Source organism: Staphylococcus sp. HMSC065D05, assembly GCF_001813195.1.
In the GTDB taxonomy this organism is placed as follows: Bacteria; Bacillota; Bacilli; order Staphylococcales; family Staphylococcaceae; genus Staphylococcus; species Staphylococcus epidermidis.
Genome location: NZ_KV811746.1, coordinates 247128 through 268713, shown reverse-complemented (window position 1 = coordinate 268713; position 21586 = coordinate 247128). Strand labels below are relative to the sequence as shown.

16 protein-coding genes are annotated in these 21586 nt (G+C 32.5%); 4 read left to right on the top strand and 12 right to left on the bottom strand.

Translation table 11 applies throughout. From position 1 onward, the window contains the following. Positions 1 to 399: 399 nt before the first annotated feature. Positions 400 to 1668, bottom strand: a complete 1269-nt coding sequence (icd, locus tag HMPREF2897_RS06280) for an NADP-dependent isocitrate dehydrogenase (RefSeq protein WP_002499850.1) — start codon at positions 1666 to 1668, stop codon at positions 400 to 402. 42 nt (positions 1669 to 1710) lie between these two features. After that, complete coding sequence (locus tag HMPREF2897_RS06275) at positions 1711 to 2832, bottom strand: citrate synthase (RefSeq protein WP_002446658.1); 1122 nt, start codon at positions 2830 to 2832, stop codon at positions 1711 to 1713. A gap of 347 nt (positions 2833 to 3179) precedes the next feature. Here HMPREF2897_RS06275 and HMPREF2897_RS06270 point away from each other — a divergent pair, with 347 nt between their 5' ends. Beyond that, positions 3180 to 4538, top strand: coding sequence for an amino acid permease (locus tag HMPREF2897_RS06270; protein ID WP_002446659.1), 1359 nt, complete (start codon positions 3180 to 3182; stop codon positions 4536 to 4538). Between the two features lie 449 nt (positions 4539 to 4987). Here the strand turns inward: HMPREF2897_RS06270 and pyk are convergent, their stop codons facing one another. The 8 genes from pyk to HMPREF2897_RS06230 all read right to left on the bottom strand — a co-directional run bounded on the left by pyk (position 4988) and on the right by HMPREF2897_RS06230 (position 16838). Next, a complete protein-coding gene (gene pyk / locus HMPREF2897_RS06265) occupies positions 4988 to 6745 on the bottom strand; it encodes a pyruvate kinase (RefSeq protein ID WP_002446660.1) in 1758 nt (585 codons plus the stop codon). Positions 6746 to 6768: 23 nt separating this feature from the next. Continuing rightward, on the bottom strand, positions 6769 to 7737 hold the full coding sequence (pfkA, locus tag HMPREF2897_RS06260) for a 6-phosphofructokinase (protein ID WP_070592821.1): 969 nt from the start codon (positions 7735 to 7737) through the stop codon (positions 6769 to 6771). 176 nt (positions 7738 to 7913) lie between these two features. After that, positions 7914 to 8858: an acetyl-CoA carboxylase carboxyltransferase subunit alpha gene (locus HMPREF2897_RS06255; RefSeq protein ID WP_070592820.1), complete on the bottom strand. Its 945-nt coding sequence runs from the start codon at positions 8856 to 8858 to the stop codon at positions 7914 to 7916. Then, positions 8858 to 9715 carry an acetyl-CoA carboxylase, carboxyltransferase subunit beta gene (gene accD / locus HMPREF2897_RS06250; protein ID WP_001832673.1) on the bottom strand — a complete coding sequence of 286 codons (858 nt, stop codon included), beginning with the start codon at positions 9713 to 9715 and terminating at the stop codon, positions 8858 to 8860. The genes HMPREF2897_RS06255 and accD overlap by 1 nt, the downstream gene beginning before the upstream one ends. 97 nt (positions 9716 to 9812) lie before the next feature. Beyond that, positions 9813 to 11042: an NADP-dependent malic enzyme gene (locus HMPREF2897_RS06245; RefSeq protein WP_002446663.1), complete on the bottom strand. Its 1230-nt coding sequence runs from the start codon at positions 11040 to 11042 to the stop codon at positions 9813 to 9815. Between the two features lie 303 nt (positions 11043 to 11345). After that, positions 11346 to 14543 (bottom strand): DNA polymerase III subunit alpha, encoded by a 3198-nt coding sequence (locus HMPREF2897_RS06240; protein ID WP_002446664.1) that lies wholly within the window; start codon positions 14541 to 14543, stop codon positions 11346 to 11348. A 23-nt stretch (positions 14544 to 14566) separates the two neighbouring features. Then, complete coding sequence (locus tag HMPREF2897_RS06235; protein WP_002457815.1) at positions 14567 to 15505, bottom strand: DHH family phosphoesterase; 939 nt, start codon at positions 15503 to 15505, stop codon at positions 14567 to 14569. A gap of 34 nt (positions 15506 to 15539) precedes the next feature. Continuing rightward, positions 15540 to 16838 carry a DRTGG domain-containing protein gene (locus HMPREF2897_RS06230; RefSeq protein WP_002446666.1) on the bottom strand — a complete coding sequence of 433 codons (1299 nt, stop codon included), beginning with the start codon at positions 16836 to 16838 and terminating at the stop codon, positions 15540 to 15542. A 197-nt stretch (positions 16839 to 17035) separates the two neighbouring features. Here HMPREF2897_RS06230 and HMPREF2897_RS06225 point away from each other — a divergent pair, with 197 nt between their 5' ends. Then, positions 17036 to 17449, top strand: a complete 414-nt coding sequence (locus HMPREF2897_RS06225) for a universal stress protein (RefSeq protein WP_002446667.1) — start codon at positions 17036 to 17038, stop codon at positions 17447 to 17449. Positions 17450 to 17710: 261 nt separating this feature from the next. Here the strand turns inward: HMPREF2897_RS06225 and HMPREF2897_RS06220 are convergent, their stop codons facing one another. Then, the gene (locus tag HMPREF2897_RS06220; RefSeq protein ID WP_002446668.1) at positions 17711 to 18400 is read right to left on the bottom strand and encodes a metal-dependent hydrolase; all 690 of its coding nucleotides are present in this window, start codon (positions 18398 to 18400) and stop codon (positions 17711 to 17713) included. Positions 18401 to 18571: 171 nt separating this feature from the next. Between HMPREF2897_RS06220 and HMPREF2897_RS06215 the strand changes: the two genes are divergently transcribed. Next, positions 18572 to 19627, top strand: coding sequence for a M24 family metallopeptidase (locus HMPREF2897_RS06215; protein WP_002474995.1), 1056 nt, complete (start codon positions 18572 to 18574; stop codon positions 19625 to 19627). Positions 19628 to 19689: 62 nt separating this feature from the next. Here HMPREF2897_RS06215 and ald read toward each other — a convergent pair whose 3' ends face one another. Beyond that, positions 19690 to 20805 carry an alanine dehydrogenase gene (ald, locus tag HMPREF2897_RS06210; protein ID WP_070592819.1) on the bottom strand — a complete coding sequence of 372 codons (1116 nt, stop codon included), beginning with the start codon at positions 20803 to 20805 and terminating at the stop codon, positions 19690 to 19692. A 148-nt stretch (positions 20806 to 20953) separates the two neighbouring features. Between ald and HMPREF2897_RS06205 the strand changes: the two genes are divergently transcribed. Beyond that, positions 20954 to 21454: a universal stress protein gene (locus HMPREF2897_RS06205; protein ID WP_002457820.1), complete on the top strand. Its 501-nt coding sequence runs from the start codon at positions 20954 to 20956 to the stop codon at positions 21452 to 21454. Positions 21455 to 21586: the final 132 nt, after the last annotated feature.

The following is a 21586-nucleotide window of genomic DNA, read 5'->3' as shown; positions in this document are numbered from 1 at the left end:
CTTTTTATACATTTATATTATAACTGATATTTAAATGGAAATAATATAGCTATACATCAAATTTACATAATCTTAATAAAAGTTATAATTTTACCCGTAAAAATTATACATGATAGTAACGTCGACTTATATTTTGTTGAAGGAAACTTTATTAAAAGAAATATGAAATTTAAACAGAGTGATTGTTCAAGATAAGAAGTGGGTTAAATTTGTATTAAATAAACATTTCTATCCCAATTCCAACTTGCTGTGTTTGTACAATTTATTGATGATATTCTATCTACTGGGTCGCAATGAAGTAAAAAAATGTTAGGATTATTTTAAATTCATTGATCATACAAAAAAACCTGAGACACTAATATTTTATGTCTCAGGTTCTTTGAAATTTTTATAAAAAAGTTATCTAATATTCTTAATTAGTTCATCAGCAAAATCAGATGTTGAAACTTCTTTTGCACCATCCATAAGACGTGCAAAATCATATGTTACGATTTTTGAAGCAATTGTTGCTTCAATAGAGTCAGTGATTTTATCTGCGGCTTTTTGCCAACCTAAATGTTCCAGCATTAAAACTGAACTTAAAATTTCTGATGACGGATTAACCTTATTTAAACCAGCATATTTAGGTGCAGTACCATGTGTTGCTTCAAAAATAGCATGTCCAGTTTCATAGTTAATGTTAGCACCAGGCGCAATACCAATGCCTCCAACTTGAGCTGCGAGAGCATCAGAGATATAGTCACCATTTAAATTCATAGTTGCCACAACATCATGTTCAGCTGGACGTGTTAATATTTGTTGTAAGAAGATATCAGCGATAGAGTCTTTAATAATAATTTTACCTTCTTGTTCAGCTTTACTTTGTGCTTCATTCGCAGCATCTTTACCCTTTTGTTCAACAATTTCATCATATTGTTGCCATGTAAACACTTTATCACCAAATTCATTATGAGCTAAATCATAGCCCCACTGCTTAAATGAACCTTCAGTAAATTTCATAATATTACCTTTATGAACTAAAGTTACTGATTTACGATCATTATCAATTGCATATTGAATAGCCGCTCTTACTAGACGTTCTGTACCTTCTTTGGATACTGGTTTTATACCAATACCAGAAGTTTCAGGGAAACGAATATTTGTTGCTCCCATTTCATTTTGTAAGAAATCGATAACTTTTTTTACTTCTGATGTACCTTGTTTAAATTCTATCCCTGCGTATATATCTTCGGTATTTTCACGGAAAATAACCATATCAACATCTTCAGGTCGTTTAACCGGTGAAGGAACGCCTTTGAACCAACGTACCGGACGTAAACAAGTAAATAAATCTAACTCTTGTCTCAGTGCTACGTTTAACGAACGAATTCCACCACCAATTGGAGTTGTTAAAGGACCTTTAACAGCAATTAAATATTCTTTAATTGTTTCTAACGTTTCTTGTGGCAACCATTCTCCAGTTTCATCGTAAGCTTTTTGACCTGCTAAAACTTCTTTCCATTCTATACGTTTTTCTCCATTATACGCTTTTTCAACAGCTGCATCGATTACTCGGCTAGCTGCTTTCCAAATATCAGGTCCAATACCATCACCAATAATAAACGGAATAATAGGTTCGTTAGGTACATTTAAACCATCTTTACCCTGTGTTATTTTTTCTGCAGACATACAATTAACCTCCATATTTTTAAGTTATAATACTAATTTATTTTATGATCTTTCTTCAATAGGCACATATTTACGATTTTGTTCACCTATATATTTAGCTCTTGGTCGCATAATTCTATTGTCTCGATATTGCTCTAAAATATGAGCAATCCAACCAGAAGCACGACTTACTGCAAATATTGGTGTGAATAAATCATGTGGAATATTCATACTATGATAGACTGTAGCACTAAAGAAATCGACATTAGGAATAAGTCCTTTTTCTTCTTTCATTCTCTTCTCAATGGCTAATGACATTTCAAACAGTTCACTTTGCCCTGTTTCTTCAGTGATTTTACGGCTCATTTCTCTTAAATATTTAGCTCTTGGATCACCATCTTTATAAACACGATGACCAAAGCCCATAATTTTATCTTTATTTGCAAATCTTTCATCTAAATAGTGATCAACATTATCAATGCTACCTATTTCTTTAAGCATTGACATCACTCGTTCATTTGCGCCACCATGTAATGGTCCTTTTAATGAACCAATAGCTGCAACAACACCTGAATACATATCTGATAACGAAGATACTGCGCAACGTGCTGTAAATGCAGATGCGTTAAGTTCATGATCAGCATGTAAAATTAATGCCTTATTAAATGCTTCAACTTCAACTTCTGTTGGTAGTTCTCCCCTTAACATATATAAGAAATTTGCTGCATAACTAAGTTCAGAATTAGGTTTAACAGGTTCTTTACCGTCTCTAACTCTAGCGAAAGCCGTTACTAAAGAAGCGATTTTAGCTTGAATACGAATAGCTCTATCATATTTATTCTCATCAGATTCATTTTCCGCTTCTGGATCAAAATGAGCTACATAAGATACTGATGTACGTAGAGCAGTCATTGGATGGACATGATCTGTCACATACTCCTCAAAATGCTTGTATACTCTAGTGTTAAGAGTCATATAATCAAATAATTTTTCTTTTAATTCACTTAGCTCTTTTTCATTAGGAAGTCTATAATTCCATAGTAAAAAAATTATTTCTTCAAATTGCGCGTTTTCTGCGAGATCGTCAATATCATAGCCCGCATATGTTAACTGACTGTCAATTATTGAGCTAATTTTAGTTTCAGCTGCAATAACCCCTTCTAAACCTCTTTTTAATTCTGCCATGATAAATTTCCCCTTTACTGTTTCTTTATGAAATGGCTTTCAATAAATATTATAGCTAAATTCAAACAATTTGTGAAACATTAAAAACATTCTCATATCAGTACAAGAAAAATCACTAGTCACCACTTATAATATTTGCCTTCTAAAACCCCTAACAACACAGGTTTCCCCATACTTATCTCCTCCAAAAAATCACAATTGATTATGTCTTTTCGTTTAGTTATCAAGAATGATTAAAAAATATTAATAATAATTATGGTGAATTTTCACACTTTTTTTCGAAAAGAATTGTATAAATTGCATTATAAGTGCATAATATATATATCTTATAGTAAGGGAGTTGTCTTATGGCTGAGAATTTACAAAGAGAATTGAGCAATAGACATGTTCAATTAATTGCCATCGGAGGTGCTATAGGAACTGGTCTGTTCCTAGGTGCCGGACAAACTATCGCAATGACTGGTCCCTCAATATTACTTACTTATATTATTATAGGGTTCATGTTATTTATGTTCATGCGTGGATTGGGAGAAATTATTATTCAAAATACGAACTTCAAATCTTTTGCTGACGTGACCAACACATATATAGGACCGTTCGCAGGATTTGTAACTGGTTGGACTTACTGGCTATGCTGGATTATTACTGGTATGGCTGAAGTGACTGCAGTTGCCAAATATATAAGTTTTTGGTTCCCAGATATACCTAATTGGATTAGTGCTTTATTTTGTGTACTTATTCTAATGTCTTTCAATTTATTAAGTGCAAAGTTGTTTGGTGAGCTTGAATTCTGGTTCGCAATCATCAAAATAGTTACAATCATTGCATTAATCGTTATAGGTGTAATCATGATTTTATTCGCATTCAAGACACCATTTGGTAACACAAGTTTAACTCATTTGTATCAACATGGAATTTTTCCAAAAGGAGCTTCTGGATTCTTTATGTCATTCCAAATGGCATTGTTCTCATTTGTTGGTATTGAAATGATTGGTGTTACTGCAGGCGAGACAAAAGATCCAGAAAAAACTATACCTAAAGCTATCAATAGTGTACCTATTAGAATTTTAATCTTTTATGTAGGTGCATTAGCAGTCATCATGTCTATTATTCCATGGGATAAAGTAGATCCAGATAATAGTCCATTCGTTAGATTGTTTGCATTAATTGGTATACCATTTGCAGCAGGAATAATTAATTTCGTTGTTTTAACAGCTGCTGCCTCTTCATGTAACAGTGGTATTTTCTCAAACAGCAGAATGCTTTATGGACTTTCAAACCAAAATCAAGCACCACCAACATTTGCTAGTACTAATAAACATGGTGTGCCACATAAAGCGATCATTGCATCATCAGCTTTATTGTTAATTGCAGCGCTACTGAATTACATATTCCCTGATGCAACACTTGTATTTACTTATGTAACTACGATTTCTACAGTATTATTTGTTGTGGTTTGGGCATTAATTATTATTGCTTATATTAACTATAGTCGTAAAAATCCAGAACTTCATAAGAAAGCAACATATAAACTACCAGGCGGTCAATACATGGGATACCTTATTCTTATTTTCTTTGTTTTTGTATTTGCCTTGTTATTTATTAATGTTGATACAAGAAGAGCGATTTACTGCACGCCTATTTGGTTTATTTTATTAGGTTTAATGTACTTAAGATACAAAAAAGCTAATAAAGAAGCACGATAAAATTTACATCGACACTTAGTAATTTCTGATTACTAGTGTCGATTTTTTAATTTGTTTTAGTGATATACTTTTCTTACTTTTTACTAATTGATGTCATCTAGAAGCCTCTGATCTTATCTTGTTAATTTCTTCAATTTTTATTTTTCAATGAATCATTCTTCTATTACTTTTATTAGTCAAACATAGAAAAATCCCTATATATTTAATTTTTTATAATTTGTTTTGTAAGTTATAAAAAGAATAAATTAGGATACAGATGACATTTGATTTTTTACCTTAAAATCGATAACTAGTATTGAAAAAGGTTGATTTAATCATTTTTAATTTCAATAATTAACTACCCTAATAATAAGAGCCTGGAACATAAATCAATGTTCCAGGCTCTCTTATGAATAGCTTTAAAGCTTTGTGATTATCAAATCTTCTTTTTTAATTTATCATTTGTTAAATTAAAGAACGTTAGCATAACCTTCAAACACTTTACCTTGTGACGCATCTAAAGTCACTAACATATCATTTTTAATTTCTTTAGTTGCTTGTTCTACACCAACAACAGTAGGTATACCTTTTTCTAAACCTATAATTGCGCTTGGTGAAGTAATACCATTTTCTTCTGTAATTAGACCTATAGCTTTTTCAACATATGGTACTAATGTTTCATCAACAGAATTTGTAATGATAACTTTATCAGATAAATCTTTACCTTCTAAGTCACTTGCACTATCTGCAACAATTGCGTGGCCTACAACAGATCCTCTACCAACACCTTGGCCTTTAGCAATCTCATCACCTACTAAGTGGATTTTCATCATATTTGTAGTTCCTTTTTCTCCAGTAGGTACACCAGCAGTAATAATAATTAAATCTCCGTTTGAAACTCTACCAGTTTCGACTGCTGTTGCTACAGCATTATTTAGTAAAGCATCAGTTGTTTTACGTCCTTCTTTAACTACAGGATTTACTCCCCATACAATTGCACATTGTCTAGCAGTTTTTTCACTAGGTGTTACAGCAATGATATCTGAATGTGGACGATATTTAGAAATTGTACGTGCTGTTGAACCACTTTCAGTTGCTGCTACTATAGCTTTTACATTTAAGTTTAAGGCAGTATGTGCAACAGAAACACCAATTGCATTGACTAATGATGTTTCAACTAATTTAGTACGATCACTTAATAATTTTTTATAGTCTTGCGCTGCTTCAGCAGAAACTGCAATATTGCGCATAGTTTTAACAGCTTCTTCTGGATATTGACCTGCTGCAGTTTCTCCTGATAACATTACCGCGTCAGTACCATCGTATATTGCATTAGCTACGTCACTTGCTTCTGCACGTGTCGCACGTGGATTACGTTGCATAGAATCAAGCATTTGAGTCGCAGTAATTACAGGTTTTCCTAATTTATTACATTTTCTAATTAAATCTTTTTGAACCATTGGTACGCTTTCTGGCGGAATTTCAACCCCCATATCACCACGTGCTACCATTAATCCATCAGATACTTCAAGAATTTCTTCAATATTATCGATACCTTCTTGGTTTTCAATTTTAGGGAAAATTGTTATTTCTGCTTTTTCTTCTTCAAGAATTTGACGGATATCTAAAACATCACTTGGACGTCTTACAAAACTTGCAGCTATAAAGTCTACATTTTCCTTTATACCAAATCTGATATCATCGGCATCTTTATCAGTGATACCAGGTAAATTAACTTTAACACCAGGTAAGTTAACACCTTTTTTATTTTTTAATTCACCAGTATTTAAGATATCACATTTAACTTCGCCTTTATCTTTATTAATTTCTTTGACTTGAAGTTCAACTAGACCATCATCTAATAGTATATATGAACCAATATTGACATCATTGATTAGATTTTCATATGTTACAGAGAATTTTTCAGGTGTTCCTTCAACTTCATCCATACTTACAATGACTTCTTTGCCTTTTTCTAAAACAATAAGCCCATCTTTCATATTGTGCGTACGAATTTCTGGCCCTTTAGTATCCAATAACAAGCCAATTGTTTTATTTAAACGTTTAGCAACTTTACGAATTGTATCAATTCTTGCTTTATGTTCTTCATGACTACCATGTGAGAAATTTAAACGCGCAACGTTCATTCCTGCATTCATTAATTTTTCGAGCATTTCCTCTGATTCTGAAGCTGGTCCTATTGTACATACAATTTTAGTCTTTCTCATTTTTATAATCCTCCCAAATAAATTTAAATTGATAATTCTTTTGCTAATTCATACATTTGACTATTAAATTTGCGATCATTTTCAGCAAAAATTTCATCAAACGGTGTAGAAGTTAATTGATTATTCCTAATGCCAACACCTTTAGCTGTCTCGCCTTGTTTTAAAAGTTCAATAGCATATCCGCCAAGTCGAGAAGCTAATACTCGATCAGCACCAGATGGGCTACCGCCACGTTGAATGTGACCTAACACTGAAACTCGTGTATCAATGTTAATATACTTCGTTAACTCATCTGCACATTCTTGGCCGCTCATACAACCTTCTGCAACCATAACGATAGAATGTTTTTTTCCTCTTTTGATACCCTGTTCAATCTTTTCAGCTACATCTTTAATATCTGTATTGACTTCTGGTAAAACAATCGTTTCAGCTCCTACAGATAATCCAGCCCATAATGCTAAATCTCCACAATCACGCCCCATAACTTCAACAATAAACGTTCTTGCGTGACTTGATGCCGTATCTCTAATCTTATCGACTGATTCAATAATAGTGTTTAATGCAGTATCAAAACCAATTGTAAAATCCGTACCATTAATATCATTATCAATTGTACCTGGAATACCAATTGTTTGAATTTCTTTACATTCCTCACTAATTCGTTGTGCCCCTCTATAGCTGCCATCTCCTCCAATGACAACTAAACCTTCGATACCACGCTTACGTAAATTCTCAATAGCTTTCTTACGTACATCCTCTTCTTTGAATTGAGGGCACCTTGCGGAAAAGAGAAACGTTCCTCCTCGTTGTATTGTATCCCCTACTGAACCCAATTCAAGCTTATGAATATCATCATCATGTAAACCTTGGTAACCTTGATAAACACCATAAACTTCAATATTATTGTAAATTGCTGTTCGAGTCACTGCACGAACAGCAGCGTTCATACCCGGAGAATCTCCTCCGCTAGTTAAAACTGCAATCTTCTTCATGACGACATACCTTTCCTTAACTAGATTTATCTTCAACTCTAAATTACCATAAATTTTTTTAACGTTCCATTAAAAGAAAGACAATTCATAGATGTAAACGTTTTAAAAATGTAATTTTTATTACAACATAAAAAAAGAGCTAAAAGCCTAACAATTAGACTAATAGCCATACAAAATTACTCCACAACCGAACCAATTTGTCTAAATTTTTCAAAACGATCATTTGCTAATTCTTCAGGTGTGAGTTGCTTCAATTCATTTAAATGTTTAAGGAACATTTTCTTAATTGATAAGGCTTGCGCTTCTTCATCTTTTTGTGCACCACCAAGAGGTTCATTAATCACTTCATCTATGATACCTAAATCTAGTAAATCATGTGCAGTGATTTTCATAGTTTCAGCGGCAATTTGAGCTAAGTTACTATCTTTCCATAAAAGTGCAGCTGCACCTTCAGGTGAAATAACTGAATAAGTACTATTTTCAAGCATCAGAACACGATTTGAGATTCCAATACCTAAAGCACCGCCACTTCCACCTTCACCAATAACAATAGCAATAACTGGTACAGTTAATGAAGCCATTTCCATCAAATTTTTTGCAATTGATTCACTTTGACCTCTTTCTTCAGCTGCTTTACCCGGATAAGCACCTTTAGTATCTATAAAAGTAAATACTGGACGATTAAATTTCTCTGCTTGTTTCATTAAACGCAAAGCTTTTCTATACCCTTCAGGGTGAGCCATACCAAAATTACGATAAATATTATCTTTCGTGTCTTTACCACGTTGTTGGCCTATAACTGTTACTGGCTTATCATCTAGATAACCAATTCCACCAATCATTGCTGGATCATCCCTATAAGTTCTATCGCCATGTAACTCAATAAATGAATCAAAAATATAGGAAATATAATCTAATGTGGTTGGTCTTTCTGGTAAACGAGCGATTTGAACACGATCCCAAGGTTTCAGATTAGTATAAACTTTTGTTGTTTCTCTTTTTAATGATGCTTCCAGCATATCTATTTCATCTTGAAGATCAACTTCGTTTTTTTCTTGAGATTCTTTTAAAGAATCAATTTTATTTCTAATTTCAAAAAGTGGTTTTTCAAAATCTAACATTAGTTACTCACCTCTTGATGGATTTTTAAAATATTTGATAAAGTCTCACGCATATCTTTTCGATGAATGACTTTATCAAGTTGACCATGCTCTAGTAAAAATTCAGCAGTTTGGAAATCATCAGGCAACTTTTCATTAATTGTTTGTTCTATAACACGTCTACCAGCAAATCCGATTAGTGCTTTAGGTTCACTTAAATTAATATCCCCAACCGAAGCAAAACTTGCAGAAACCCCTCCAGTAGTGGGATTAGTTATGTAAGAAATATATAATAGTCCTGCATCAGAATGTCTTTTTAAAGAAACACTAGTTTTCCCCATTTGCATTAAAGAAATAATTCCCTCTTGCATTCTAGCTCCACCACTCGCAGAAAACAGAATAAATGGCAAACGATGTTCTGTACAATAATCAATAATTCTACATATTTTTTCACCAACTACTGAGCCCATGCTTCCCATTCTAAAACGAGCATCCATAACTGCAACACCATATTGTATTCCATCTAATTTCGCAGTACCAGACACTAACGCTTCATTAAGTCCAGTCTTCTGCTGATCTTTTTCAATTTTTTCTTCATATCCAGGAAAGTCTAATGGGTTAGCAGATGTCATACCTCTATCAAATTCTATAAATGACCCTTCGTCTGAAATTGCTTCTATTCTTTTATATGCGGTTAAAGCTATATGATGATCACAATTAAAGCATACATTTAAATTTTCATTCAATTCTTTTGTATACATTATTTTTTTGCATTTAGGACATTTTGTCATTATACCAGCAGGTACATCATTTTGTTTAGAATCTTGAACTGTTAAATATTTCTTTTTCTTACTTCGATTAAAAAAATCTTTAAACATTGGTAAACCTCCAAATATCCTCTGTTACTTCATTTAAAAAGACTTTACATATTTTGTAAAAGTCGTAATAGTACTAAAATATAGCTATTCGTTTAATCTATTTTAAGTCAGTAAGTTTCATAGTTTTATCAAATATTTCTTGTGTATCAATTTTAATTCTTGCTACACCGGATTCCATAGCAGCTTTAGCTACATTTTTGGCTACTGATGGAGCTACTCTTTTATCAAATGGTCCTGGTATACAATAATCGGGATGTAACTCATTTTCGTCGATTAAATGAACGATAGCTTCTACAGCTGCCTTTTTCATATGTTCGTTAATATGAGTAGCTTCAACGTCCAAAGCGCCTCTAAAAATACCTGGAAAAGCTAATACATTATTAATTTGGTTCGGAAAATCAGATCGACCAGTACCCACAACCTTTGCACCTGCCTGTTTGGCTTCATTGGGATTAATTTCAGGATTAGGATTAGCCATAGCAAAAATAATTGGGTCATCAGCCATTGTCTTCACCATATTTTGCGTCAATATATCCGCTACAGATACACCTATAAAAACATCTGCATCTTTAATCACTTCTTCAAGTGAACCTTCAACTTTATCTTTATTCGTCCACTTTGCTACATATGTTTTTGTATCATTCATACCTAAATTTCTGCCAGAATAAATAGCACCTTTTGAATCGCACATAATCATATTATTCACGCCATAAGCATGAAGTAACTTTACTATAGCGATACCTGCTGCACCTGCACCATTTAATACAACTTTTATATCCGTTAACTCTTTATTTACAATTTTTAAAGCATTGATTAACCCAGCCATAGTAACGATAGCTGTACCATGTTGATCGTCATGGAAAATAGGTATATTGGTCTCTTTCTTTAAGGTTTCTTCAATTTCAAAACAGCGAGGAGCTGATATATCTTCAAGATTAATTCCACCATAGTTGGGTTGAATAAGTTTAACTGTTTTTATGATTTCTTGAGTATCCGTTGTATCTAATGCTATCGGCACACCATTAATACCCGCAAAACTTTTGAACAGTGCTGCCTTTCCTTCCATTACTGGAATACTTGCTTCTGCTCCAATATTCCCTAAACCGAGAACAGCAGTTCCATCCGTTACAACAGCAACTGTATTTCCCTTAATAGTGTACTCATACACTTTTCTTGGATCTTCATGGATTTCTTTACAAGGTTCAGCAACGCCAGGTGAGTATGCTAGGCTTAATTGTTGCTTATTTGTCACTTTAACATTTGGTGTAATTTCTAGTTTACCTTGGTTCTCTCTATGCATTTCTAAAGCGTCATCTCTTAAAGACATTTAATCAACCCCTATTTTATTTTGTGAGAAGTCATTGAACTATATGTATTCAGTACATAAATCAATCCATGAATAGAAAACTGAATCATTTTAAATATACACGATTTACTAGTAAATATGTAGAACAATAGTACAATCATTGAAAGTAAATTGATTTTTAGATGTTGCAATTCAAATTATTTCTTCTGCTGATAAAACAGATTTAGTGTGTTAAATCAGAACAAAAAATAATTATAAAAGAAAAACTGATGATTAAGAAATAATCATCAGTTAACTATATCATAATTTAAAAATCGTTAAAAGTTAAATAAACCTAATATCAGCTGGTGAATAAGTTTGTATTAATAGATCAAAATTTTGAGGTTGACGTTCAATTTGTCCCAACATTGTCATCTTATTTGCACATTCGTCAAAACCATAAATATTTAATGCATGTTGTTTATTAGATTGCACTTTTGAATGTTCAAATTGTGGTTCAAGATGGGTTACATTACGTAAAATAACTTTTTTCGAATTAGACAATTTTGTTTGTTCATACGCTTCAACTTCAAAAAGTTGATTGATGATAAGTTGCATTTGCTGATTACGCTTTTCAAATTTACCCAATACGATATACATCTGTTCCTTTGAAATAGAAGTTTCGTATTTTTTAAACTTATCTGGGAAAATCACTCCATCCATCATCGTTCTTCCATCATTCATAGTTACAAATGCCATATTTTGACCATTCTTCGTTCTTATTTGTTTGATATGGTCAAATTGAACAAGTATAGGTTGATAGTGACTTCCATTAGACAATTGAAATATACCTAAATATTGTTTCTTTTCAAATTTCTTTTCAACTGGATGTTTACTAATATAGAATCCTAGGTATTCTTTTTCATAATCACTTAATAATTGATCAGGCAGTTCCTCTTTTTCTTCATATGATTGTTTAGGAGTTAAAAGATCGAAAAGCATATCATCTTGTTCAACATCAGAATTTAAATCTAATACTTGATCAATTGCTTGTAATAATGTCGCTCTAGTTTTGCCAAAAGTGTCGAATGCGCCTACTAAGATAAGAGACTCAAGTAATTTTCTATTTTTCACCCTTTTAGGTATACGTCTTGAAAAATCAAAGAAATCTCTATAAGGTCCATTCTGCTGGCGCTCATCAATAATTAATTTAACGCTTTGATATCCAATTCCTTTAATTGTACCTAAAGACAAATATATTCCTTTATTACTTGCCTTATAATACCAATGACTTTGATTAATATTGGGAGGCAAAATGCTAATTCTTTGATGCTTAGCTTCGTCAATTATAGCTGCAGTCTTTTTTTCACTTCCTATTACATTACTCAAGATATTTGCATAAAAATAATGAGGATAGTGCACTTTTAAATAGCTCATTATGTATGCAATTTTTGAGTAACTAACAGCATGGGCACGTGGGAACCCATAATCAGCAAACTTAAGTATTAAATCAAAAATTTGCTTACTTATCTGTTCACCGTAACCATTATTTTTTGCACCATCTATGAAATGTTGACGCTCACTCTCTAAGATTGCACGATTCTTTTTACTCATTGCTCTTCTTAAAATATCTGCTTCACCATAACTAAAGCCAGCAACTTGACTTGCAATCTGCATAATTTGTTCTTGATAAATGATAACACCATATGTGTTTTTTAAGATTGGTTCTAAATCAGGATGTAAATAAGCAACTTGGTTAGGATTATGTCTACGGGTTATATAAGTTGGTATTTCTTCCATTGGCCCTGGTCTATATAATGATGTGACAGCTACGATATCTTCAAAATGTTCAGGTTGCAATCTTTTTAATACGCTTCTAACGCCTTCTGATTCCAATTGAAAAATACCTGTAGTGTCCCCATTTGATAATAAATCAAACACTTTTTTATCATCATAAGGAATGGCTTCTATATCAATATTTATATTTAAATCCTTTTTAACTTGTAAAATAATTTGATGAATAATTGATAGATTGCGTAATCCCAAGAAATCAATTTTTAATAATCCTATACGTTCCGCTTCTGTCATAGTCCACTGCGTTAATAATCCTGTATCACCAGTTGTTAATGGCGCAAATTTGAATAATGGTTGATCATTGATAATGATACCTGCAGCATGTGTCGACGTATGTCTTGGTAAGCCTTCTAACTTTTTACTTACTTCAAACCAACGTTCATTTCTATGATTACGATGAACAAATGCTTTAAACTCTGGCTTCTGGTATGCTTCTTCAAGAGTTATACCTAATTTATGTGGAATAAGTTTTGAAATCTCATTTAAACTCGTTTCATCAAAACCCATTATTCTTCCTACATCTCTAGCAACAGCACGGGCTAACAGATGTCCAAATGTCACAATACCTGATACATGATGTTCACCATATTTATCTTGTACATACTTAATTACTTTTTCACGTCTCGTGTCTTCAAAATCAATATCAATATCTGGCATAGTTACACGTTCAGGATTAAGAAATCTTTCAAATAAAAGATTATATTTTAACGGGTCTATCGTAGTAATACCTAATAAATAACTTACCAATGATCCCGCTGATGAACCACGACCTGGCCCAACCATCACTTCATGTGTTTTAGCAAAATGAATCAAATCACTTACAATAAGAAAATAATCCTCGAAACCCATATCAGTAATAATTTTATATTCATGTTTCAACCGATCGAAATAAGTTTTGTCATTAAGTTCCCATTTTTGTAACCTATGTATAAGTATTGTCCAAAGATAATCTTTCGAAGTCTCACCATTAGGTGTCACAAATTGTGGCAACAGTGATTGATGGTATGCAATTTCTGCTTGGCATAATTTTTCAATTTCATTCGTGTTAGCAATCATATCTTCACTAAGATTTAGTGTTTGAAGTTCTTCCATACTAGGAAAATGTTCATCAAGTGTTTCTTTCTCATGTATTAAATCTAACTTAGTATTATCTCTTATGGCATGTAAAGCTGGAATGGTTTCAGCATCATCTTCATTTAAATATCTTGCAGATTGCATCCATACACGTTTGCCAGTCAATGTATTATTACTATTATGATTTAAATACAATTCTTTCTTACCTTCAAACGCATCAATGATTTGCTTATGAGACAACTCAGCCTCTTTAAATATGATAATTAAATGTTTATCATATTTTTTTAGCCATTCAATAGGTACTTCTTCTTTATTTTTCATCATTATAGCAGAAGAAAGTTGGTATAATGACTTGAGTCCTTGATTATTTTTTGCTAAAACAACTGTTTCAATAGTATAGAGACCATCCGTTAAATATATAGTCATACCAAATATGGGATGTATGTGGGCTGCAATACAAGCATCATAAAACTTTGGATAACCGTACAATACATTTGTATCGGTTATTGCAAGCGCACGGTATCCTTCTTTTTTAGCTTTATCTATTAATGCATCAATTCTCAAACTAGAATCTAACAGGTCAAAAGAAGTATGAATATTTAAATGTGCTTCCATGGTCTCTTACCTCCTTTTAAAAATTATAACTTGTCGTTTAAAGCTTCGGCGAGTTGCTCGAATTGCTCCCAACTATTTACTGAAACTCCAGATGCATTTGGATGTCCACCACCACCAAATGTATTAGCGACATCATTAATAATAATATGACCTTTAGAACGCAACCTACATCTGATTTGATCTCCTTCATCAACGCCAAACATCCATATTTTTAATCCTCGAATATCGGCGATTGTATTTACAAATAAAGACGCTTCATTAGGTTGTATTTGAAATTTTTCAAGTATGTCTTTAGTTATTTTAACTTTGCAGAATCCCTTATCATTTAAATCAAAATTTTGCAATATATAGCCTTGAAATGGTAATAGTTTCGGATCTTTTTCAGACATTTTGTTTAATTCTTGGTTGTGATCAAAAGGATATGTAAGTAATTTTCCAGCAATTTGCATTGTCCGTGGTGTAGTATTATTAAATAAAAAACGTCCAGTATCTCCGACGATGCCAAGATATAACAATCTAGCAACTTGTTCATCAATGATATGTTCATCGTTGAAATGTGAAATGAATTCGTAAATTATTTCACTAGTGGAAGAAGCTTTGGTATTAACATAGTTTATATCTCCATACTGATCAGTAGCAGGATGATGATCAATTTTTAAAAGTTTGGTACCTGTATCATAACGTTGGTCATCTATTCTTGGTGCATTTGCCGTATCACATACAACTACAGTCGCTTTCTTATACATATCATTGTCAATTTCATCCATCAAACCTATAAATTTCAAAGAATCTTCATTAGTTCCTACAGCATAAATTTGTTTATCTGGAAACTTCTTTTGCAAGTAATATTTCAAACCTAATTGCGAACCATATGCGTCTGGATCAGGTCTTAGATGTCTGTGAATAATAATTAACTCACTTTGTTCTAATGCTTCCATTATTTCATTCATTTTTACTTCCATTTTAATTACTCCCTTTAAATTTCTAAATATTATTTTAAAACCCATCAAACATTTGACAAATTACTAAGGCATTAGCAACTTTTTCACCATTATTAATCATAGTAACTTCTAATTTAGCAAAATATCGTCCAACATCTAACATTTCATAATGTACTTCAATAGAAGATTCAATTGGTACAGTCTTAATATAGATAATACTCATACTTTCTATCATGACATTACCTTTTTTATACTTTCTCATTTCGTGACGAATCGTTTCCTCAATAATTCCAACAAATACTGCTTTACTTAAAGTACCGTAATGATTTGTAATGAGTGGAGATACGTCGACATTTATTCCTTGTTGATGTATTGAAATATGTTTAGCAATTTGATCATTCACTGTTTCACCAATTTGAGGTTGTCTACCTAATAATTGCATTGATTTTAAAACATCCTGTCTGTTAATTACACCGACAGCTTTTTTATTATTATCAGTTACTGGTAATAATTCAATCCCTTCCCAAATTAATAAATGGGCACAACTAGCAACCGTATTTGTTAATTTAACACTCAATGGATTTTTAGTCATAACCTTACCTAATAGATCTTCTTCGTTCATATTGATGATTTCTCTACTTGTTACTATACCTACTAATTTAAATTCTTCGTTTACTATAGGAAACCTTGTATGGCCAGTTTCATTTGCTATTTTTTTGTAATCATGAATTGTCATTGAATCAAATAACACTGATAATTCATTGATTGGTTTAACTATATCCTCAACCACAAGTATTTCTTTGCGTATTTTCTGATTAAACATTGCTTTATTGATGATATTAGCAACTAAGAATGTATCATAACTTGAAGAAATAATTGGCAATTCATGCTCATCTGCATATCGTATAATTTCAGCACTTGGACGAAAACCACCTGTGATGAGTATTGAAGTTTCTCGTTTTAAAGCTTCAATCTGTACATTTTCTCTATTTCCAACAATTAATAATGTGTGTTTGCCTATATATTTCAGAATATCATCAAATTGCATTGCTCCTATTGCAAATTTTGAAACTGATTTATTAAGTCCAGCTCTACCGGCAAGTATTTGACCCTCAACAATATTTGCAATTTCATTAAACGTTAAGTTATCTAAATTTTCTCTATTTCGTTTCTCGATTCTAACAGTACCAACTCTGTCAATAGTTGCTACAATTCCAAGTTGACTCGCATCTTTAATTGCTCTGTACGCAGTACCTTCAGACACATTAAGATCTTTAGCAATTTTTCGCACAGAGATTTTAGAGCCTATTGATAAAGATTCAATATGTTTAATTATTTGTTCATTCTTTGTCATCCCGTTACCTCTTATATCTTTATAACAGTCTTTTTATCATTATAACTTTTAATGTACAAAAAATCATTGTTCAATCATTCTAAAATACTAAATATTAATCAATATAAATTACCGTTAAAGATTATATTCAAAATATTTAAATATTAATGGAAATCACACTAAAACTTTACTAAAATAAAGTTGAGGAGGGATGATTTATGTATAAACATATTCTACTTGGGGTAGACACTCAAATTAAAAATGAGAAAGCTCTTAAAGAGGTGTCTCGTTTAGCAGGTGAAGGTACTATCGTCACAGTTTTAAATGCCATTAATGAGCAAGATGCTCAAGCGTCAATCAGAGCTGGCGTACATTTAGATAAGCTAACCGAAAAACGTTCTAAAGGTTTAGAAAGTACACTTAAAACTTTAGAAGACTACGGCATTGATTATGATGAAGTTATTGTGAGAGGCAATGCTAAGGATGAGCTATTAAAATTTGCGAATAGTGGTAAATATGAAATTGTTGTTCTTAGTAACCGAAAAGCTGAAGACAATAAGAAATTTGTTTTAGGTAGCGTAAGTCATAAAGTAGCTAAACGTGCTACTATTCCTGTTTTAATAGTTAAATAAACGACATACTCGTAACCTAAAATACCAAAACTATAATAAATGAGTTAGTATTTGTATTAAAAGGTTTGATATAATTTCAATTTTTATTCAGCAATCGACTTGCCACAACATTAGGAAGCCTGAGACATTATGTGTGTCTCAGGCTCTTATTTATATTTCTTAAATTCAAAATATCAACTTACTACTGTTAAATTTTAATTAACGTTGTACTTTTAGAAAATGACTTAAAAACCAAAAGCTATATGTCATTTAGACAAATAATTAAAATTCCACTGATTCTCCTGGATTGAGAATTTGCACTTCCCCTACCTGAACTGCATCCTTAAATTGCTCTGGATCTTGTTCAATTAACGGGAATGTATTGTAATGAATAGGAACACTGATTGTAGGCTTAATAAATTCATTAATAGCGTAACTAGCATCTTCTATTCCCATGGTAAAGTTATCTCCAATAGGAACAAAACATACATCAACTGGGTGTCTATCTGCTATCAATTTCATATCACTAAATAATCCTGTATCCCCAGTATGATAGATAGTCTTACCTTCAGCTTCGACAATTATTCCCATAGGCATACCTAAATATACGGGCACACCATTTTCATGTGTAAAACTAGAACTATGGAATGCTTGAACAAATTTGACTGTTCCAAAATCAAATTTAGCTTTCCCACCAATGTTCATGCCATGAACATTTTCGACTCCGTGATAAGTAGATAAATATCCTTGTAATTCTGCCGAACCAATCACAGTTGCATGGTTACGATTGGCCAATTCAACTACATCACCAAAATGGTCAGCGTGACCATGTGTTAAGATAATGTAATCTACCTCTAACGTTTGTTCATCTAGGTCACATTTATCGTTGCCAGAGATAAATGGATCAACTATAACTTTCTTGCCGTTACCTTCAAAATAAATTGTTGATTGACCATGAAATGAAAGTTTCATAAGAGTTTCCCTCCTAAAAGTAATATCTTTTAACAGTATACCCTAACAGTCACATTTATAACACTAGTGAGCTATTTAGCTTGTTTAGTTCAATCAATAACTCTTACTTTTTGAAAACTATATCTTATTAGCATAGAATTAATATATCATCACATGATGGAGGTTCATTATATGACTAAAATAGAAGAAATCAAAAAAGTTTTACAACAAGAAGATGCTGATGCAGCATGGATTACGACACCCTTAAACATCTTTTACTTTACTGGGTATCGAAGTGAGCCACATGAAAGACTCTTCGCTTTGCTCATTCCATCAAATGAAGAGCCTGTTTTATTTTGTCCAAAAATGGAAGTTGAAGAAGTAAAACAATCACCGTTTAAAGGTAAAATCGTCGGTTATTTAGATACTGAAAACCCATTCGACAAATACTCTAAAACTTTCTCTAAAATGCTCATTGAAAGTGAACATCTTACAGTTAAACGTCAAAGAGAATTAACAAAAGCGTTTAATATAGAACACTATCAAGATGTTGATCAATCAATCAAGGACTTACGTAATATCAAATCAGAAGATGAAATTATCAATATAAAAAAGGCAGCTGCGTTAGCTGATAAATGTATTGAAATTGGTAAATCCTTTCTTAAAGAAGGTGTAGAAGAAAGAGAAGTTGTCAACCATATCGAAAATGAAATAAAAAAATATGGCGTTAATGAAATGAGTTTCGACACGATGGTACTCTTCGGTGACCATGCTGCTTCACCACATGGTACACCCGGTGACAGAAAATTAAAGCAAAATGAGTTTGTACTATTTGATTTAGGTGTTGTATACCATCATTATTGCAGTGATATGACACGCACAATTCATTTTGGCAAACCTAATAAGGAAGCACAAAATATATATAACATTGTTTTAAAAGCAGAAACGGAAGCAATTAAATCTATTAAACCAGGAGTTACCATCAAAGATATTGATAAAATAGCAAGAGATATAATCCAAGAAGCAGGTTATGGTGATTACTTTCCGCATAGACTAGGTCATGGATTAGGCCTTGAAGAACATGAATATCAAGATATATCAAGTGTAAATAATAATAAACTTGAAGCAGGAATGGTGATTACTATAGAGCCTGGCGTATATGTCCCTCATGTGGCTGGTGTTAGAATTGAAGATGATATTTTAGTAACTGAAAATGGTTATGAAATATTAACTCAATACGAAAAATAACAAAACCACAATAAGCCCCAAGCTTCATTCACATGATTGAAGCTTGGGGTAAATTTCACGCATTATTTCAATGCATCTTCAATTGAAGTATATTCAAAATTAAATGTATCGGCTACATTCTTATTAGTCACGTGTCCATTAAATGTATTTAGACCTAAAGATAATGGATGATTTACTTTGAATGCTTCACGATAACCTTTATTAGCCAATAATTGCGCATAAGGTAATGTTGCATTGTTCAATCCAATTGTAGATGTACGTGGAACGGCGCCTGGCATATTAGCCACAGCATAATGCACGACACCATGTTTAGTATAAGTTGGGGCATCGTGCGTTGTAATTTTATCAGTAGTCTCAAAGATTCCACCTTGATCTATCGCAATATCTACAATCACTGATCCATCTTTCATTTCTTTTATCATATCTTCAGTCACTAAGTTTGGCGCTTTAGCACCTGGAATCAGAACTGCTCCAATGACTAAATCACTTTCTTTTACATAGATTTCTATATTTAATGGATTGGACATTATTGTTCTTACTCTGCCATCAAACAAGTCCTCTAATTCTTCTAAACGTTTAGGGTTAACATCTAAAATTGTCACTTCAGCACCTAACCCTAAAGCTATTTTAGCTGCATTTGTTCCTGCTTGACCGCCACCAATAATAGTGACTTTACCTTTAGGCACTCCAGGTATGCCACCTAGTAAGATACCCATACCTCCATTAAATCTTTGTAAAAATTCAGCTCCCACTTGTGCAGACATTCTACCAGCCACTTCACTCATTGGTGTTAATAACGGTAAAGAACCGTCTGGTAATTGTACAGTTTCATAAGCAATAGATATAACCTTGTTGTCCACAAGTGCCTGAGTTAATTTCTGTTCATTCGCAAGGTGTAAATAAGTAAATAAGATTAACTCTTCTTTAAAGAATTTGTATTCTGATTCAAGTGGTTCTTTGACTTTGATGACCATATCAACATCCCAAGCTTTTGACTGCTCATCAACAATTTTGGCACCGGCTTCTTGATAATCACCATCTTCAAAGTAAGATCCTAGACCAGCATTTGTTTCTACTAAAACTTCATGTCCTTGGTCTACAAGTGCATGTACACCACTTGGTGATAACCCCACTCGATTCTCATTATTCTTTATTTCTTTAGGAATCCCAATTTTCATATTATCTACCTCCAACCTTATCGTATCGTGTCCTTATCAAAACGGCAAACGATAACATATAATGACATAATTTTGTAATTATTATTAATTAAATATTCTGTTTATTGTGTTAAAATAGAATTAAGAAAGATAAAGGGGGCAATAAATGATGATTTCTTATAAAAATATATTAATCGCAGTCGATGGATCTCATGAAGCAGAATGGGCTTTTAACAAAGCTGTCGGTGTTGCTAAACGTAACGATGCTCAATTAACTATTGTGAATGTAATTGACTCACGTACGTATTCTTCTTATGAAGTATATGATGCTCAATTCACAGAAAAATCAAAGCATTTCTCCGAAGAATTACTTAAAGGTTATAAAGAAGTAGCCACAAATGCAGGTGTAAAAAATGTTGACACACGTTTAGAATTCGGCTCACCTAAAGCAATTATACCTAAAAAATTAGCGCATGATGTTGGTGCTGATTTGATTATGAGTGGTACATCAGGTTTAAATGCGGTAGAACGTTTTATTGTTGGCTCTGTATCAGAAGCGATTGTTCGACATGCACCTTGTGACGTATTAGTTGTACGTACAGAAGAAATGCCTGAAGATTTCCAACCTCAAGTAGCAACATCTCAATTACGTGAAAAATATCAAGATTAGTCACTGTTATAGATAAAATCAAAAATACTGCCGGTTGTAGTTTACTAACTTAACCGGCAGTATTTCTATATGTACTAAAATTTTTTAATACATATAGAAAAAGATACTATTTGAATTCATTAATTCTATTTT

Coding starts and splice junctions, on each gene's coding strand:
- icd (WP_002499850.1), bottom strand. CDS start 1,668: ATGTCTGCAGAAAAAATAACACAGGGTAAAGATGGTTTAAATGTACCT.
- HMPREF2897_RS06275 (WP_002446658.1), bottom strand. CDS start 2,832: ATGGCAGAATTAAAAAGAGGTTTAGAAGGGGTTATTGCAGCTGAAACT.
- HMPREF2897_RS06270 (WP_002446659.1), top strand. CDS start 3,180: ATGGCTGAGAATTTACAAAGAGAATTGAGCAATAGACATGTTCAATTA.
- pyk (WP_002446660.1), bottom strand. CDS start 6,745: ATGAGAAAGACTAAAATTGTATGTACAATAGGACCAGCTTCAGAATCA.
- pfkA (WP_070592821.1), bottom strand. CDS start 7,737: ATGAAGAAGATTGCAGTTTTAACTAGCGGAGGAGATTCTCCGGGTATG.
- HMPREF2897_RS06255 (WP_070592820.1), bottom strand. CDS start 8,858: ATGTTAGATTTTGAAAAACCACTTTTTGAAATTAGAAATAAAATTGAT.
- accD (WP_001832673.1), bottom strand. CDS start 9,715: ATGTTTAAAGATTTTTTTAATCGAAGTAAGAAAAAGAAATATTTAACA.
- HMPREF2897_RS06245 (WP_002446663.1), bottom strand. CDS start 11,042: ATGTCTTTAAGAGATGACGCTTTAGAAATGCATAGAGAGAACCAAGGT.
- HMPREF2897_RS06240 (WP_002446664.1), bottom strand. CDS start 14,543: ATGGAAGCACATTTAAATATTCATACTTCTTTTGACCTGTTAGATTCT.
- HMPREF2897_RS06235 (WP_002457815.1), bottom strand. CDS start 15,505: ATGGAAGTAAAAATGAATGAAATAATGGAAGCATTAGAACAAAGTGAG.
- HMPREF2897_RS06230 (WP_002446666.1), bottom strand. CDS start 16,838: ATGACAAAGAATGAACAAATAATTAAACATATTGAATCTTTATCAATA.
- HMPREF2897_RS06225 (WP_002446667.1), top strand. CDS start 17,036: ATGTATAAACATATTCTACTTGGGGTAGACACTCAAATTAAAAATGAG.
- HMPREF2897_RS06220 (WP_002446668.1), bottom strand. CDS start 18,400: ATGAAACTTTCATTTCATGGTCAATCAACAATTTATTTTGAAGGTAAC.
- HMPREF2897_RS06215 (WP_002474995.1), top strand. CDS start 18,572: ATGACTAAAATAGAAGAAATCAAAAAAGTTTTACAACAAGAAGATGCT.
- ald (WP_070592819.1), bottom strand. CDS start 20,805: ATGAAAATTGGGATTCCTAAAGAAATAAAGAATAATGAGAATCGAGTG.
- HMPREF2897_RS06205 (WP_002457820.1), top strand. CDS start 20,954: ATGATTTCTTATAAAAATATATTAATCGCAGTCGATGGATCTCATGAA.